Raw genomic sequence first — 14,925 nt, forward strand, 5'->3', positions numbered from 1 at the left:
TCGTGCGTTGAGGCCAGATGCTCTCCTACATCCTCCGTCGCATCGTCGCGACCCTGCCGGTCATGGCAATCGTCGCGCTGTTTGTGTTCAGCCTGCTCTACATTGCGCCGGGTGATCCCGCCGTGGTGATCGCGGGCGACCAGGCGAGTCCGGAGGATGTGGAGCGCATCCGCCAGAGCCTCGGTCTCGATCGTCCCTTCCTGGTCCAGTTCGGAGGCTGGGTCTGGCGCATCCTGCATGGCGATCTCGGCACGTCGATCTTCACCAATTTGCCGGTCTCGGCGATGATCGGACAGCGCCTCGGACCGACGCTGTCGCTGATGATCGTCACGCTGCTGCTCACGATCGTGGTGGCAGTGCCGCTCGGCGTGGTGGCGGCCTGGAAGGCCGGCAGCCTGATCGATCGCGTCATCATGGGCTTTGCCGTGTTCGGATTCTCGCTGCCCGTCTTCGTGGTCGGCTACATACTCGCCTACATCTTCGCGCTCGAGCTCGAATGGCTCCCAGTGCAGGGCTATACGCCGCTCACGCAAGGCTTCTGGCCATGGCTCGAGAACCTGATCCTGCCCGCGATCGCGCTCGGCTGCGTCTACATCGCCCTGGTCGCGCGAATCACGCGCGCCGCCATGCTCGAAGTCCTGCAGCAGGATTATATCCGCACCGCGCGCGCCAAGGGGCTCGGGCAGGGCGGCATCCTGTTCATTCACGCGCTGAAGAACGCGGCGGTGCCGATCGTCACCGTGATCGGGATCGGCATCGCGCTGCTGATCGGCGGCGCGGTGGTGACCGAGAGCGTGTTCGCGATTCCCGGCCTCGGCCGGCTCACGATCGACGCCATCCTGCGCCGTGACTATCCCGTCATCCAGGGCATCGTCCTGCTGTTCAGCTTCGTCTACGTCCTCGTCAATCTGATGATCGACGTCATTTATACGCTCGTTGACCCGAGGATCCGCTATTGACCGACACGACAGTCAATCCGCAATCGCTCCCGTCCGGCCTCGTCCTTGCGCCACAACTGCCTGAAATCCTGCGGCCGGTCGCGATCCGGCGCGGCTTCATTGGGTTCTTGCGTGGCCATCCGACGGTCGCGATCGGCGGCGCACTGCTGCTGGCGCTCGTCCTGATCGCGATCTTTGCGCCCTATCTCTGGACGGTCGATCCGACAGCGCTCGCCCCCGCCAAGCGCACCCGGGCGCCGTCGGCCGATTTCTGGTTCGGCACCGACGTGCTCGGCCGCGATATCTACTCGCGCGTGCTGTTCGGTGCGCGGGTCTCGCTCACGGTCGGCCTGTCGGTCGCGATCTTCGCATCCGTGGCCGGCCTTGCCATCGGCATGGTCTCCGGCTTCATCCGCTGGGCCGACGGCATCCTGATGCGCTTCATGGACGGCTTGATGTCGATCCCGCCGATCCTGCTGGCGATCGCGCTGATGGCGCTGACGCGGGGGAGCGTCGGCAACGTCATCCTCGCCATCACCGTCGCCGAGATCCCGCGCGTTTCGCGGCTCGTGCGCAGCGTGGTGCTGTCGCTGCGCGAGCAGCCCTATGTGGATGCCGCGGTCGCCTGCGGCACGCGCACACCGATGATCATCCTACGTCACATCCTGCCGAATACGCTGGCGCCCATGCTGGTCCAGGCGACCTATATCTGTGCCAGCGCCATGATCACCGAGGCGATCCTGTCCTTCATCGGCGCCGGCACGCCGCCGACCATTCCGTCCTGGGGCAACATCATGGCCGAGGGCCGCGCGCTGTGGCAGGTCAAGCCCTACATCGTGTTCTTTCCGGCGGCCTTCTTGTCCGTCACCGTGCTCGCGGTGAATTTGCTCGGCGACGGCCTTCGCGATGCGCTCGATCCGCGCATGGCCAAGCGTCTCTGACCGGGGTTGATCGCGATGGCGCTGCTCGAAGTCGATAACCTCCAGACTCATTTCCGCACCCCCGGCGGCATCAACCGCGCGGTGGATGGGGTGTCTTTTCATGTCAACGAGGGCGAGACGCTGGCCATCGTCGGTGAATCCGGCTGCGGCAAGTCGGTGACATCGATGTCGCTGATGCGGCTGATCCCGGAGCCGCCGGGCAGGATCGCAGGTGCGATCCGCTTTGCAGGGAGAGACCTGCTGCAACTCTCCGATCGCGAGATGCGCGCGATCCGCGGCAACGACATCTCGATGATCTTTCAGGAGCCGATGACCAGCCTCAATCCGGTGCTGACCGTCGGCCGCCAGATCCGCGAGACGCTGATGATCCATCAGGGCCTCGACAAGCAGGCCGCCGAGGCACATGCGGTCGAGATGCTGACGCTGGTCGGCATCCCCGAGCCGAAACGCCGCGTGCGCGAATATCCGCACCAGCTCTCCGGCGGCATGCGCCAGCGCGTGATGATTGCGATTGCGCTGGCCTGCAATCCCAAGCTTCTCATTGCCGACGAGCCGACCACCGCGCTCGACGTGACGATCCAGGCGCAGATCCTGAAGCTGATGCTGGACCTCAAGCGACGGGTCGGCGCGGCCATCATCCTGATCACCCACGACCTCGGCGTCGTCGCCGAGATCGCCGAGCGCGTCATGGTGATGTATGCCGGACGCAAGGTCGAGGAGGCACCGGTCGCGGAACTGTTCCGCTCGCCGCGTCATCCCTACACGCAGGGCCTGCTTGGCGCGGTGCCGCGGCTTGGCTCGTCACTCACTGGCACGGCAAGACGCCTCGCCGAAATTCCCGGGCAGGTGCCCGATCTCAGAAAGCCGATCACCGGCTGCGTCTTTGCCGGCCGCTGCGCGCTTGCGACCGATCTCTGTCGTCAATATGCGCCGGGGCTCGAGGAGAAGGGCCCTCGTCACGTCGCCGCCTGCCACTACGCAGCCAAGGGAGCCGTCGCGGCATGAGCCCTCCGCTGCTCCAGGTCAACGACCTCAAGAAGCACTTTCCGGTCAAGTCCGGCCTGTTCGGCCGCAAGTCCGAATTCGTTTATGCGGTCGATGGCGTCTCCTTCGAGATCGCGCGCGGCGAGACGCTGTCGCTGGTCGGTGAGTCCGGCTGCGGCAAGTCGACGGTCGGGCGCGCCATTTTGCGGCTGTTCGACATCACCGCGGGCCAGGTCATCCTCGACGGCCAGCGGATCGACGACGCACATCCGGGCACGATGCGCCAGATGCGCCGGCGCGTGCAGGTGGTGTTCCAGGATCCGTTCTCCAGCCTCAATCCGCGCATGCGGGTGCGTGACATCCTGGCCGAGCCAATCCGGAATTTCGGCCTCGCCAAATCCGCCGAAGATCTCGAGGTCCGCGTCACCTCCCTGATGGACACCGTGCGCCTGCCGCGGGAGGCGCTGAACCGCAGGCCGCACGAATTCTCCGGCGGCCAGCGCCAGCGCATCGGCATTGCCCGCGCGCTCGCGGCCGAGCCCGAGCTGATCGTGTGCGACGAGGCGGTCTCAGCGCTCGACGTCTCGGTCAAGGCGCAGATCGTCAATTTGCTGCAGGATCTCCAGAGCGAGTTCGGCCTCGCGTTGCTGTTCATCAGCCACGACCTCGCGATCGTCGAGCACATGACCCACCGCGTGGCCGTCATGTATCTCGGCAAGATCGTCGAGATAGCGCCGCGCCGAGAGATCTTTGCGGCGCCAAGGCATCCCTACACCAGAGCGCTGCTGTCCGCGGTGCCGCTGCCCGAGCCCGGCGCCCAGCGCAATCCGATCATCCTCAAGGGCGACGTGCCGAGCCCGATCAATCCGCCGAAGGGATGCCGCTTCCACACCCGCTGTCCGTTGGTGTTCGATCGCTGCCGGGTCGAAGAGCCGGTGCTTCGCGCAACTGGGACCGAGCAGTGGGTGGCCTGTCATCTCGAAGACGGAGCTGTGGCGACGAGCGGCTGAAGGGGGAGATTCGCGCCGGAAATTCGTCAGCTAAAACAACCCCATTCTACTGTGCATGGGGTTGTTTTCGCATTTTTGATTTGGCCGTCCTCAACCCTGCCGGCGCAGGAAGCCCGTGATCGTCACCTTTTCCCAGATGCCGGCCGCGGCAAAGGGGTCGGCGCGGTTGAAGGCCTCGACGTCGTCACGGCCGGGCGCCTCGATCAGGAACAGGCTGCCGATCATGGTTTGACCATCGTCGGAGACGAGCGGCCCCGACATCACGATCTTGACGCCGAAGCGCGAGGTGTCGCTCAGGAACGCCTTGTGGGCATCGTAATTGGCGAGCCGGGTCGGCAGCGCGCCGGCGCGGTCGACGGCGTGAATGGCGAACAGCATGGTGGTCTCCGTTTCTTAGCTCGGTTCTTGGGACGGCCGCCGCGACGGCCGTCCGAGATTGTCGTGAATGCGACTACTTCGCGCTGAGCTTGCCGGCATCTTCGAAGGTCGGGCAGGTCCGCTGCTCCAGCGGCACGTCGAAGGGCCCAAAATTGTCCTTGGTGATGACGGTCGGCTTCAGCACGATCTCGCTGATGACCGGCTGATTGCGCAGGGACCGGATCGCCATCATGGTGCCGAGGCAGCCTTGCGCAAATCCGTTGTAGTCGCCGCTCGCGAGCAGCTTGCCGGACTTGATCGCGTCGATCGCCTCCTTGGTGCCGTTGATGCCGATCACCTGGGCCTTGCGGTTGGCGCCGTCGAGGGCCTCGATCGCACCGACCGCCATGGCGTCGTTGGCCGCTAACACGCCGTCGATCTGCGAGTTCGACTGCATCAGGTTTTCCATGACCTGGAGCGCCTGCAGCCGCTGATAGTTGCCGGGCTGCGACGCCAGCAGCTTTGCGCCGGGGGTCTCCTTCAGCGCGTCGTTGAAGCCGCGGACGCGGTCGACATTGGTCAGCGAGCCCTTGACGCCCTCGATGATGACGATGTTGCCCTTGCCGCCCAGCGTCTTGAGCAGGTAGCGCGCTGTCTCCAGGCCAAGGCTGTAATCGTCGGCGCCGACGAAGGAGAGGAACTTGCCGCCGGCAGAGCGGTCGGTGATGTTGACGACGGGGATCTTGGCTTCGTTGATCTTCTCGACACCAGGCACCATCGCCTTGTAGTCGACGGGCGTGAAGACGATCGCGCTCGGCTTCTTCACCACGACGTCCTCGATCTGGCTCAGCTGCTCCGGGATCGAATCCGGCTTGGTCGGGATGTACTGAAGCGTCTTTGCATTCAGCGTCTTTGCCATGTTGTCGGCGCCGACCCGCACCGTCTGGAAGAACGGGTTGGTCTGGTTCTTGGTGAAGACGGCGATGGTCTCGCCGTCGGCGCGCGCCTCGGTGGTGAACGCGGCCGCCATCAGCAGCGGCAGCGCAAGGTAAGCCAGTTTCTGTTTCATGTTGCCTCCATCCCTCATTTTGCTTGTTGGAACTCTAGAACTCATTGCGCGCGGCGGCGGGTCTTCATGTCGAGCCAGACCGCGAGAATGACGATGATGCCGGTGACCAGCGGCTGCCAGTTGGCGCTGACCGAGAGCAGGTTCATGCCGTTCAGCACCAGCGTCAGGATCAGCGCGCCAATGAAGGTGCCGAACACGGTGCCGACGCCGCCGAACAGCGAGGTGCCGCCGATCAGCACGGCCGCGATCGCCGGCAGCGTCAGGCTTTCGCCGATGTCGGCCTCGGCCGAATTGAGCCGCGACAGGAAGATGATCGAGGCAAGTCCCGCCATGGTGCCTGATACCGCGTAGACCAGCAGTAAGCGGCGCGCGACGGGAATGCCTGATAGCCGCGCTGCGACCGGATTGGCGCCGATCGCATAGATCTCCTGGCCCCAGATCGTGCGCTGCGCAAACAGCGTCCCGATCCCGAGGAACACCAGCAGCAGATAGACCGGGATGGGAAGGCCGAACAGATAGCCACTGCCGATCTGGCGGAAGCCCGCGGGGAAGCCGTGAAGGGTCTCGCCCGCCATGTACCAATAGGTGAGGCCGTTCAGCACCCAGAGCATGCCATAGGTGGCGATGAAGGAGGGGATGCGTAGCGCGGTGACCATGATGCCGTTGAGCAGGCCAACGATGCCGCCGCAGGCAAGCCCGGTGAGGATACCGAGCGCCGGCGAACCGGTCTTGTGGATCACGGTCCCGGCGATGCAGGCCGACAGCGCAACATTGGCGCCGACGGAGAGATCAAGGCCGGCCGTCAGCACCACCAGCGTCAGGCCGGAGGCGATGAAGAAGGTCAGGCTCGCCTGCCGGAGGACGTTGAGGATGTTGCCGAGGCTCAGGAAGGAATCGCTGAGCACGGCGAGCACCGCGCAGATCAAGAGGGCCGCGAGCAGGCGATAGAACACCTGGATCGCATCCTGCGACAGGAATGAACGGGGCCGCATGATCGCCTCTTTGGTGATGTCGGTCATGCCCGGCTCCTGAGACCATCGAGGAACAGCGCGACGATGACGAGGACGCCGACGCTTGCGACCTGCACCGAGGACGGCAGCGAGATCAGGTTCAACCCGTTGCGCAACACGCCGACCGAGAGGACGCCGAGCAGGGTACCGAGCAGCCAGCCATTGCCGCGCTCGAACGAGGTGCCGCCGACCGCGACGGCGGCGATGGCATCGAATTCAAGTCCGAGGCCGGCGGTGGGGTGGCCGGAATTCATCCGCGCGGTCATCAACAGGCCCGCGATGCCCGCCATGGCGCCGCCGATCGCGTAGACCGCGATCAGCAGACGGTTCGGCGAGAGGCCGGCATAGCGCAGCGCCTCGCGGTTGCCGCCGAGTGCGAAAATGTAGGTGCCGAAGCGGGTATGATAGAGCAGGCCGTGAAACGCGGCGTAAGTCACGAGTGCCATCACGATCGGCACGGGAATGCCGAACAGCGTCGCCGAATAGATGTCGCGGACGCTGTGGGGGATGCCGACCACGCTCTGGCCGTCGCTGACGATCAGCGACAGGCCCTGCGCCATGCCGAGCGTACCGAGCGTCGCAACGAAGGGCGGAATGCCGAGGATCGCCACCAGCCAGCCGTTGGCGAAGCCGAAGGCCGTGCCGACCAGCAGGCCGGCGCCTAAACCGAGCAGCATCGATTTGGTCGCGAGCGACACGATCGCGACGCAGAGGGATGTGAGGGTCAGCACCGCGCCCATCGACAGGTCCAGGCCCTCCGTCATGATGATCAAGGTCATCGGCAGCGCGAGCATGGTCAGGATGGTCGACTGCACCAGCACGTTGGAGAGGTTGGCGACCGACAGGAAGCCGGGCGCGATCACGCTGAACAACGTGATCAGGAGCACCAGCACGATGGCAACGCCGGGAATGCGTTGCAACGGATTGGGCTGTGAAACGACCGCGGCCTCACGCATGATGCATCCCCAGTCGCACGATGTTCTCCTCGGTCAGTTCGTTGCGGTTCAGGTGGCCGGCGATGCGCCCCTCGCGCATCACATAGGCGCGGTCGCAGACATGGCAGATCTCGACCTGCTCGGACGAGATCATCAGTGCCGCCGCGCCTTCCGCGACCAGGCGGTCGATCAGCGCAAAAATCTCGGACTTGGCGCCGATGTCGATACCGCGCGTCGGCTCGTCGAAGATGAAGAGCTTTGAACCGGCGGCCAGCCATTTGCCAATCACCACCTTCTGCTGGTTGCCGCCGGAGAGCAGGCCGACGGTCTGACGGGCGCTGGGTGTCGCGATCCTCAACTGCCGGATCAGGGCGTCGGAGGTGCGCTGCGCACCGCGCTGGTCGAACAGGCCGCTCGGGAACAGCTTTCGCAGCGCCGACACCACCAGATTGTCGCTCACCGAGCGCAGCAGCGCGAGACCTTCGCTCTTGCGGCTCTCTGGGATCAGCGCGATGCCGCGGCGGGCGGCAAGGTCCGGCTCGCCGGAGATGGTCTTGCCGTCGAAGATGATCTCGCCGGCGCTGACGGGATCGGCGCCGAAGATGGCGCGCGCGACTTCGCTGCGGCCGGAGCCGACGAGGCCACACAGGCCGACGATCTCGCCCCGTCGCACCTCGATGTTGATGTCGGAGATGCCGGTCGAGGCGGTCAGGCCCTTGACCTCGAGCAGCAGCTCACCGGGCTTGTCGGCAAAATTGCGAGGATAGGTCATGTCGACGTTGCGGCCGACCATCATGCGGACGAGCTGGTCCGGCGTGACGTCGGCGGGCCGGACGCCGTCGATGCGCCGGCCGTCGCGCAGTACCGTGATACGATCGCCGAGTGCGAACACTTCGGCCATGCGGTGCGAGATGTAGACGATCGACACGCCGTCGGCCTTCAGCCGTGCGATCAGGGCAAACAGCAGCTCGGTCTCGCGGTCGGACAGCGCCGCGGTCGGCTCGTCCATCACGAGGATGCGGGCGTTCTGGCTGATCGCTTTTGCGATCTCGACCATCTGCTGCTGCGCGACGCCGAGCTTATCGACGATGGTGGAGGGATCGATGTCGAAGCCGATGGTGTCGAGCACGAGCTTTGCGTCAGCCAGGATCTTGCGGCGGTCGATGGTGCCGGGGATGTGGCCTTTCGGCTCGCGGCCGAGGAAGATGTTCTGTGCGATATCGAGATAGGGGACCAGCGAGAATTCCTGGAAGATCACGGCAATGCCGAGCTTCTGCGCATCCGCGGTCGAGGAGATCGCGACCTTCTTGCCCTCATAATAGAACTCGCCGGCGTCGGCGCGGTAGGCACCGCACAGCACCTTCATCAGGCTCGACTTGCCGGCGCCGTTCTCCCCGAGCAGCATGTGGACTTCGCCGGGGTAGACGGCAAAGGACACGTCATCCAGCGCCTTGACGCCGGGAAACTCCTTGCTGATGCCGCGCAGCTCCAGCAGCGGGGTGGGCGAGGTGACCTCGATCGGAAGCGCGTCGCTCATGCCTTGTCACTCATGCCGTGGCTCCGCTCGCAAAGATCTTTCCGGGGTTCATCAGACCATTCGGATCGAGCGCGGCCTTGATGGATCGCATCACATCGACGGCTTCGCCAAGCTCGTCGGTGAGATAGTCGATCTTGCCGAGCCCGATGCCATGCTCGCCGGTGCAGGTGCCGTCCATGGCGATGGCGCGGGCGACCATGCGGGCCTGAAGCGCCTTGGCGCCCTCGGCCTCCTCGGGCTGAGCCGGGTCGATCAGGATCAGCATGTGGAAATTGCCGTCGCCGACATGGCCAACAATCGGTGCGGTAAAGCCGTGCTCGTCAGCGTCGCGCCGCGTCTCGGTCAGGCATTCCGCCAGCCGCGAGATCGGCACACAGACATCGGTGATCACGGCGCGTGCGCCGGGCCGGAGGCCCAGGCCCGCGTAGAGCGTGTTGTCGCGGGCGTGCCAGAGCCGGCTGCGGTCTTCCGGTGCCTTGGCCCAGGCAAAGCCGTGGCCGCCATGGTCGTCGGCGATTGCCTGCGCGGCTTCGGCCTGCTCGGCGACGGAGGTCTCGGAGCCGTGGAATTCGAAGAACAGGGTGGGCGCTTCGCGATAGCCGAGCTTGGCGTAGGCATTGATGCCGCGCATCATGACGTCGTCGAGCAGCTCGATGCGCGCCACGGGGATCGCGGACTGGATCACGGAGATCGCGGTATCGACGGCGTCGTGCAGGGTGTCGAAGCTGCAGACCGCGGCCGAGATCGCCTGGGGCACCGGATGCACCTTCAGCGTGATCTCGGTGATGATTCCGAGCGTGCCCTCCGCGCCGACGAACATGCGCGTCAGGTCGTAGCCGGCGGCCGACTTCCGCGCACGCTTCGCGGTCCGGATCACGCGGCCGTCGGCCAGCACCACCTCCAGCGCCATGACATTGTCCTTCATCGTGCCGTAGCGCACTGCCATAGTGCCGGAGGCGCGCGTGGAGGTCATGCCGCCGATCGAGGCATCGGCGCCGGGGTCGATCGGGAAGAACAGGCCGGTATTGCGCAGCTCCGCATTGAGCTGCTTGCGGGTGATGCCGGGCTGCACGACGACATCCATGTCGCTGTCGTGCACGGTGAGCACCTTGTTCATGCGCGCGAAGTCGAAGCAGACGCCGCCCGCGACCGAGGCCGCATTGCCTTCGAGCGAGGTGCCGGCGCCGAACGGGACGATCGGCATGCCCGCGCTCGCGCACAGCTTGACGATCTCCGCGACCTCCTGCGTGGTCTCAGGGAAGACGACGATGTCAGGCGGCAAATTGCGATAATGCGACTCGCTTTGCCCGTGCTGATCGAGCACGCCGCGCGCAACGCTCGCGCGCGGGCCGATCATGCCCGTGAGGCGCTCGGCCAAGATGCTCGTGCTGACCCGCGGTCCCATCCTCAGCTCCCGTCTGCTCCCTGTTGCCGGACTCTTGCTGGTCCGTCGCCGCTCTAGCTTAAGCGGCTCTTGCGTTGCTCGCGACCTGCTTCAGGCCGAAATCATAGTTGAGATGGAAATACTCGCTGTCCACCATGCGACCATCCGGCGCACGGCCGGCCGGATGCCTGGCGAATTCGCGGATCAGGCTGTCTTTGACGCCGAACACGACGTCCGAGTCGAGATACTGGTCGCCGGCGACGAACACGTGTGTCACAAGCTGCTCGAAGCCGGGCGCGGAAATCATGAAATGCACATGCGCGGGGCGCCAGGGATGGCGGCCCTGCGCCTCCAGCATCTCGCCGACCGGGCCGTCATGCGGAACGGGATAGGCGGCCGGCTTGATCGACCAGAAATGGAATCTGCCGTCGGCGTCGGTGTGGAAGCGCGCGCGCATCGCGAGATCGCCGATGTCGTCGAGCTGCTGCACGTCGTAATAGCCGTCATCGTCGGAGTGCCAGACATCGACGACGGCGCCCGCAAGCGGTTTGCCGTCGACGGTCGACACCGAGCCGGTGACCAGCATCGGATCGCCCTCCATCGGACCGGAGATATCGGCGCCGCTGTCCTTCTCCGGCGCGGCCTGGACGAAGAAAGGGCCGAGCACCGTGGTCTCGGTCGCTCCCTCCGGCACCGGATGGTTGATCGCGTCGACCAGCATGGAGACGCCGAGCGTGTCCGACAGCAGGATGAACTCCTGGCGCTTGTCGTCGCACATGTGCCCGGTGCGGGTCAGGAAATCGATGCCGAATTCCCATTCTTTCTGGGTCGGCCGCACCTCGCGGACGAAGGCATGAAGGTGCCGCACCAGCGCTTCGCTGACTTGCTTGATGCGCGGATCTCCAGCGTCCTTGATCCGATCCAGCACGGCGTCGGTGATCGTGTTCTCGTTGAAATTGCGCATATGTGCCTTCCGCCGATCAGAGTTTGGGCTCGCCGAGCCCGGACAGCCGTTCCAGGTGCTTGACCGTCGCGATGAAGTCGGTGTCGCCGTCGCCTTGCGCGACCAGCGAGCCGTAGGTCTCGCGGACTTGGGCCGCGAGCTGCAACGGCACGCCGACGGCATGGCCGGCACCCAGGATCAGGTCGAGATCCTTGGCCATCTGCTTGCAGGAGAAGGTCGACTCGAAATCGCGGGTTCGTAGCGGCGCGGTCTTGTATTTCACCATCGGCGAGGCAACCGCGCTGTCGTCGAGCACCTTCAAGATATCCTGCCAGGCGATGCCGCCCTTGCGCGCCAGCGCCAGGCTCTCCGCCATCATCGCCGCCGACACCGCGATCATCAGATTGACCGAGAGTTTCGCGTAACGGGCTTCCTCGGCCGGCCCGAGATAGGTCTGCGCGCGGGTGAAGGTGGCGAACAGCGGCTTTGCATTTTCGAAGGCGTCATTCGGCCCCGAGACGAAGCAGGTCAAGGCGCCGGTATGAACGATGCTGGCATTGCCGGAGACCGGTGCGCGCAGATAGGCAATCCCGCGGGCGTGTGCCGCGGCGGCAACTTCAGTGGAAGCCTCGACACTGACAGTGCTGGTTTCGATCAAACTGGCGCCCGGCGCCATCGCGGCGATGACGCCGGTGGGGCCGAGCAGGGCGCCGCGCAACGCGACGTCGTCGGGCAGGGAGGTGACGACAGCCGCCTTGCCGCTCACGGCCTCGGCCGGCGATGCGGCAATCGCAATACCTTGCGCGCGTGCCTCGTTCATCCGCGCCGCGCTCTGGTCGAATGCGGTGACGGCAAAACCGGCCTTGGCGACGAGCGCCGACATCGGCAGTCCCATCTTGCCGATCCCGATGAAAGCGATGTTTTTCGAGGTGTCTGTCATTGTTGTTGTCCGTTGGCGCCTTCAGGCGGCGCGTCCCTGTCGTTCAATGTCCTGCACCAGCCGCCGGCCGGATTGCGCCAGTAGCTCTTTCTTCGTTCCCAACCCGTCAACCAGCAACTGGCCATTTCGCTTCTTCCAGGCGCCGCCGATCATGACGGCCTCGATATTGACGAGGCTCGTCTGCATCACGACGGTGGCGACGGGATCGTGTACCGGGACAAGGTTGAGATCGGAGGCGTTGATGATGACGAGATCGGCAAGTTTCCCGGGTGTCAGCGAGCCGATCTGGTCTTCGCGACCGAGCATGCGAGCGCCTTCCGTCGTGATCCAGCGCAGCGCTTCGCGAACGGGGATCGTGGTCGTCACCGGAATGGCGCCGCTGGCCTTGCGGGACTCCGCGTTGTCGAGCGCCCGTTGCATCGAGAGCGCAACGCGCGCCGCGGAGAAGAGATCGCCGGCCAACACGGATTCCAGATCGATCCCAATGGTAGGCCGAACACCACGCTTGAGCAGCCGCCCGGTGATCGGAAAACCGTGGCCCTGGATCATCTCGTTCTCGGGCGTCACCGAGAAGGAGACGCCGAGATCGACCATTATGTCGAGGAGATTGTCGGGCAAATCGTTGCCATGGACGATGTTGGTGCCGGTACCGACGAGGCCAGCCTCGATCAGCTTCTCCCAACCGCCAGGCGTCTTGGCCGGACCGCCCCCCTGATGCATCGATGCAATCAGCTTGAGCTCGCGCGCCATGCGGAAGTCGTGCATGGCGACGTCGAGGGTCGAATAATGCGGGCCGAGGATAGCAAGGCCAAGCGTGACGAGGCCGTCGCGGTCGGCGAGGGGACCCGCGAGCAGCCGCTCCACCTCGCGGCGCGGATGCGGCACTTCCGAGAAATGCGGCTCGCCGGGCTTTGGCTCCGGCTTCGGCGAGCCATGGAAGAACGCGGCGCGAATGCCGCTCTCGATCAGGCCGCGCACGGCGGCGTCGGTATGATCAGGCGTCGGATTGTTGTGGCACCAGTCGACCAGCGTGGTGGTGCCGCAATTGATCTGGTTCAGCGCGCCGACGAGGGTTGCGATATGGATGTCCTCGGGCCGGAACACGGTCGCAAGGCCGGCATGCATGCGGCGGAAATATTCCAGCAGGGTCCAGTTCGCGGCATAGCCGCGCAGACCCGTCTGCCAAGTGTGCATATGCGCGTTGATCAGGCCGGGGATGACGATGCGCCCATTGCCGTCGACAATCTCTGTGTCGGCCGCGACATCGATCGATGGCCGCACCTCGGCGATCCGGTTGCCCTCGACCAGCACGTCGCCGGTGCCGAGGTCGCCGATCGCGTCATCCATGCTGATGACGCTGGCGGATCTGATCAGCGTGCGCCGCATCGCCTCAAGCCGCCGCTTTGATTGGGGCCGGCGGCTCGCCGGCCCAGGCGCGTGCGATCAGGTCGCGGATGGCGCCGCGCTCGAGCGGGCGTGGATTCCAGTAGGCGTTGGTGACGGCAAGATCAGCTGCCTTGTCGATGCCGCCCTCGGGCATGCCGATATCGCGCAGCGCCGTCTTCGCACCCAGCCGTTTCGCAAGTTCGAAAAGTCCCTGCGATGCATCGGTAGCGCCAATTGCGCGCGAGATGCGCATCATGGCGTCGGGCACCGCCGGCGCGTTGTAGGCGAGCGCATGCGGCAGCACGATGGTGTGAGTCTCGGCATGCGGCAGATCGAACGTGCCGCCGAGCGTGTGGCAGAGCTTGTGATGCAGCGCCATGCCGACGGTGCCCAGGCAAACACCGCACAGCCAAGCGCCGTAAAGCGCTTCGGTGCGAGCTTCGCGGTCGTCGCTTTTGGCGGCGATGGCGGGCAGGGCGCGGGCCAGTGCGCGGATGCCTTCTTCCGCCATCAGCGAGGTGACAGGATTGGTGTCGCGCGCGTAAAGCGCTTCCACCGCGTGGGCGATCGCGTTGATGCCCGATGTCGCGGCGAGACCCGCCGGCAGCGTCAAGGTGAGATCGACATCGTAGATCACGGTCTCCGGCAGGATAGCCGCATCGCGCACGGTGGTCTTCAGGCCGTTCTCGGTCTGGCCGACGATCGGCGTCATCTCCGAGCCGGCATAGGTGGTGGGAATGCAGAGCTGGTTGATTCCGGTGCGCAAGGCGAGCGCCTTGCCAAGGCCCGTGGTCGAGCCGCCGCCGAGCGAGACGACACAGTCGGCCTCGCACGCCTTCATCGCCGCGAGGGCACGCTCCGTGACGTCGACCGGCGTGTGCATGGTGGCGCCGGGAAAGATGCCGGCATAGAGCGGGCCGAGCGCGGAACCGAGGCTCTTGCCTTGCGCCTCCTGCTGCGGTGTCGTCAGGACCAGCGTGCGTTTACCGCCGAGCCGCTCGACCTCGGCCTTGGCGGAGCCAAGCGTTCCGCTGCCGAAGACGACGCGGCAGGGCAGGTTTTCAAAGGTGAACGAACCGATCATGCGCCGGTCTCTTTGATGGGATAATCGACCTGGAAGCGCCCGATCCGCAAGTCGCCAAGCGCCTCGCGCACGCGCAGATGTTCCGGGTGGTTGGCATAGGCCGAGAGCGCGGCCTGGTCGGTAAATTCGGAGAACAAAACGACGTCGCAGGCGTAATCCACCGCGCTGACATCAACGCCGACCTCGATATGGGTGAGGCCGTCGATCCGGCCCTTGAGGCCTTCGAACAGGGTCTTGACCTTGACCCGGGCGGCGGAGCGCTCCTCGGGGCTTTCCCCGCGCAACCGCCACATCACGATGTGCCTGATCGGGCCCGACATTTCCTGATTTCCTCGCCTGCGATTATGTCTCGTTGCAGCTATTTTGCCTTGCAGAAAACGGAAATAAAGGACAAAATTTGTAAGTCT

General features: G+C 65.2%; 15 protein-coding genes. 4 read left to right on the forward strand and 11 right to left on the reverse strand.

Going from position 1 to position 14,925, the window contains the following annotated elements; all coding sequences use genetic code 11:
- Window positions 1-17 precede the first annotated feature (17 nt).
- From CV770_RS00165 to CV770_RS00180, 4 genes are read left to right on the forward strand one after another with little or no spacing between them, the layout of a single operon-like run.
- Window positions 18-959 (forward strand): ABC transporter permease, encoded by a 942-nt coding sequence (locus CV770_RS00165; protein ID WP_091952736.1) that lies wholly within the window; start codon window positions 18-20, stop codon window positions 957-959.
- Window positions 956-1,879 (forward strand): ABC transporter permease, encoded by a 924-nt coding sequence (locus CV770_RS00170; protein WP_104460925.1) that lies wholly within the window; start codon window positions 956-958, stop codon window positions 1,877-1,879. The genes CV770_RS00165 and CV770_RS00170 overlap by 4 nt, the downstream gene beginning before the upstream one ends.
- 15 nt (window positions 1,880-1,894) lie before the next feature.
- The gene (locus CV770_RS00175) at window positions 1,895-2,884 is read left to right on the forward strand and encodes an ABC transporter ATP-binding protein (RefSeq protein WP_091952732.1); all 990 of its coding nucleotides are present in this window, start codon (window positions 1,895-1,897) and stop codon (window positions 2,882-2,884) included.
- On the forward strand, window positions 2,881-3,873 hold the full coding sequence (locus CV770_RS00180) for an ABC transporter ATP-binding protein (protein WP_091952731.1): 993 nt from the start codon (window positions 2,881-2,883) through the stop codon (window positions 3,871-3,873). The genes CV770_RS00175 and CV770_RS00180 overlap by 4 nt, the downstream gene beginning before the upstream one ends.
- 90 nt (window positions 3,874-3,963) lie before the next feature.
- On the opposite strand, the gene CV770_RS00185 is transcribed toward CV770_RS00180, so the two are convergent.
- The 11 genes from CV770_RS00185 to CV770_RS00235 form a co-directional block, all read right to left on the reverse strand.
- Window positions 3,964-4,251, reverse strand: coding sequence for a YciI family protein (locus tag CV770_RS00185; RefSeq protein ID WP_091952730.1), 288 nt, complete (start codon window positions 4,249-4,251; stop codon window positions 3,964-3,966).
- Window positions 4,252-4,324: 73 nt separating this feature from the next.
- Complete coding sequence (locus CV770_RS00190; protein ID WP_165637094.1) at window positions 4,325-5,299, reverse strand: sugar ABC transporter substrate-binding protein; 975 nt, start codon at window positions 5,297-5,299, stop codon at window positions 4,325-4,327.
- Window positions 5,300-5,340: 41 nt separating this feature from the next.
- The gene (locus CV770_RS00195) at window positions 5,341-6,318 is read right to left on the reverse strand and encodes an ABC transporter permease (protein WP_104460926.1); all 978 of its coding nucleotides are present in this window, start codon (window positions 6,316-6,318) and stop codon (window positions 5,341-5,343) included.
- Complete coding sequence (locus tag CV770_RS00200) at window positions 6,315-7,265, reverse strand: ABC transporter permease (protein WP_091952727.1); 951 nt, start codon at window positions 7,263-7,265, stop codon at window positions 6,315-6,317. Before CV770_RS00200 ends, CV770_RS00195 begins: the two co-directional genes overlap by 4 nt.
- Window positions 7,258-8,781, reverse strand: a complete 1,524-nt coding sequence (locus CV770_RS00205; RefSeq protein WP_104460927.1) for a sugar ABC transporter ATP-binding protein — start codon at window positions 8,779-8,781, stop codon at window positions 7,258-7,260. The genes CV770_RS00200 and CV770_RS00205 overlap by 8 nt, the downstream gene beginning before the upstream one ends.
- 10 nt (window positions 8,782-8,791) lie before the next feature.
- Window positions 8,792-10,186, reverse strand: a complete 1,395-nt coding sequence (locus CV770_RS00210) for an FAD-linked oxidase C-terminal domain-containing protein (protein WP_104460928.1) — start codon at window positions 10,184-10,186, stop codon at window positions 8,792-8,794.
- 58 nt (window positions 10,187-10,244) lie between these two features.
- Entirely contained in the window at window positions 10,245-11,129 is an 885-nt protein-coding gene (locus CV770_RS00215; RefSeq protein ID WP_104460929.1) for an intradiol ring-cleavage dioxygenase, read from the reverse strand.
- Window positions 11,130-11,145: 16 nt separating this feature from the next.
- Window positions 11,146-12,048, reverse strand: a complete 903-nt coding sequence (locus tag CV770_RS00220; RefSeq protein WP_104460930.1) for an NAD(P)-dependent oxidoreductase — start codon at window positions 12,046-12,048, stop codon at window positions 11,146-11,148.
- 21 nt (window positions 12,049-12,069) lie between these two features.
- Window positions 12,070-13,434, reverse strand: coding sequence for an amidohydrolase family protein (locus CV770_RS00225; RefSeq protein WP_104460931.1), 1,365 nt, complete (start codon window positions 13,432-13,434; stop codon window positions 12,070-12,072).
- 4 nt (window positions 13,435-13,438) lie between these two features.
- Window positions 13,439-14,518: a maleylacetate reductase gene (locus CV770_RS00230; protein WP_104460932.1), complete on the reverse strand. Its 1,080-nt coding sequence runs from the start codon at window positions 14,516-14,518 to the stop codon at window positions 13,439-13,441.
- Window positions 14,515-14,838, reverse strand: a complete 324-nt coding sequence (locus CV770_RS00235; protein WP_018316008.1) for a Dabb family protein — start codon at window positions 14,836-14,838, stop codon at window positions 14,515-14,517. Before CV770_RS00235 ends, CV770_RS00230 begins: the two co-directional genes overlap by 4 nt.
- Window positions 14,839-14,925: the final 87 nt, after the last annotated feature.

This window comes from Bradyrhizobium sp. AC87j1, assembly GCF_002936975.1.
Classification (GTDB): Bacteria; Pseudomonadota; Alphaproteobacteria; order Rhizobiales; family Xanthobacteraceae; genus Bradyrhizobium; species Bradyrhizobium shewense.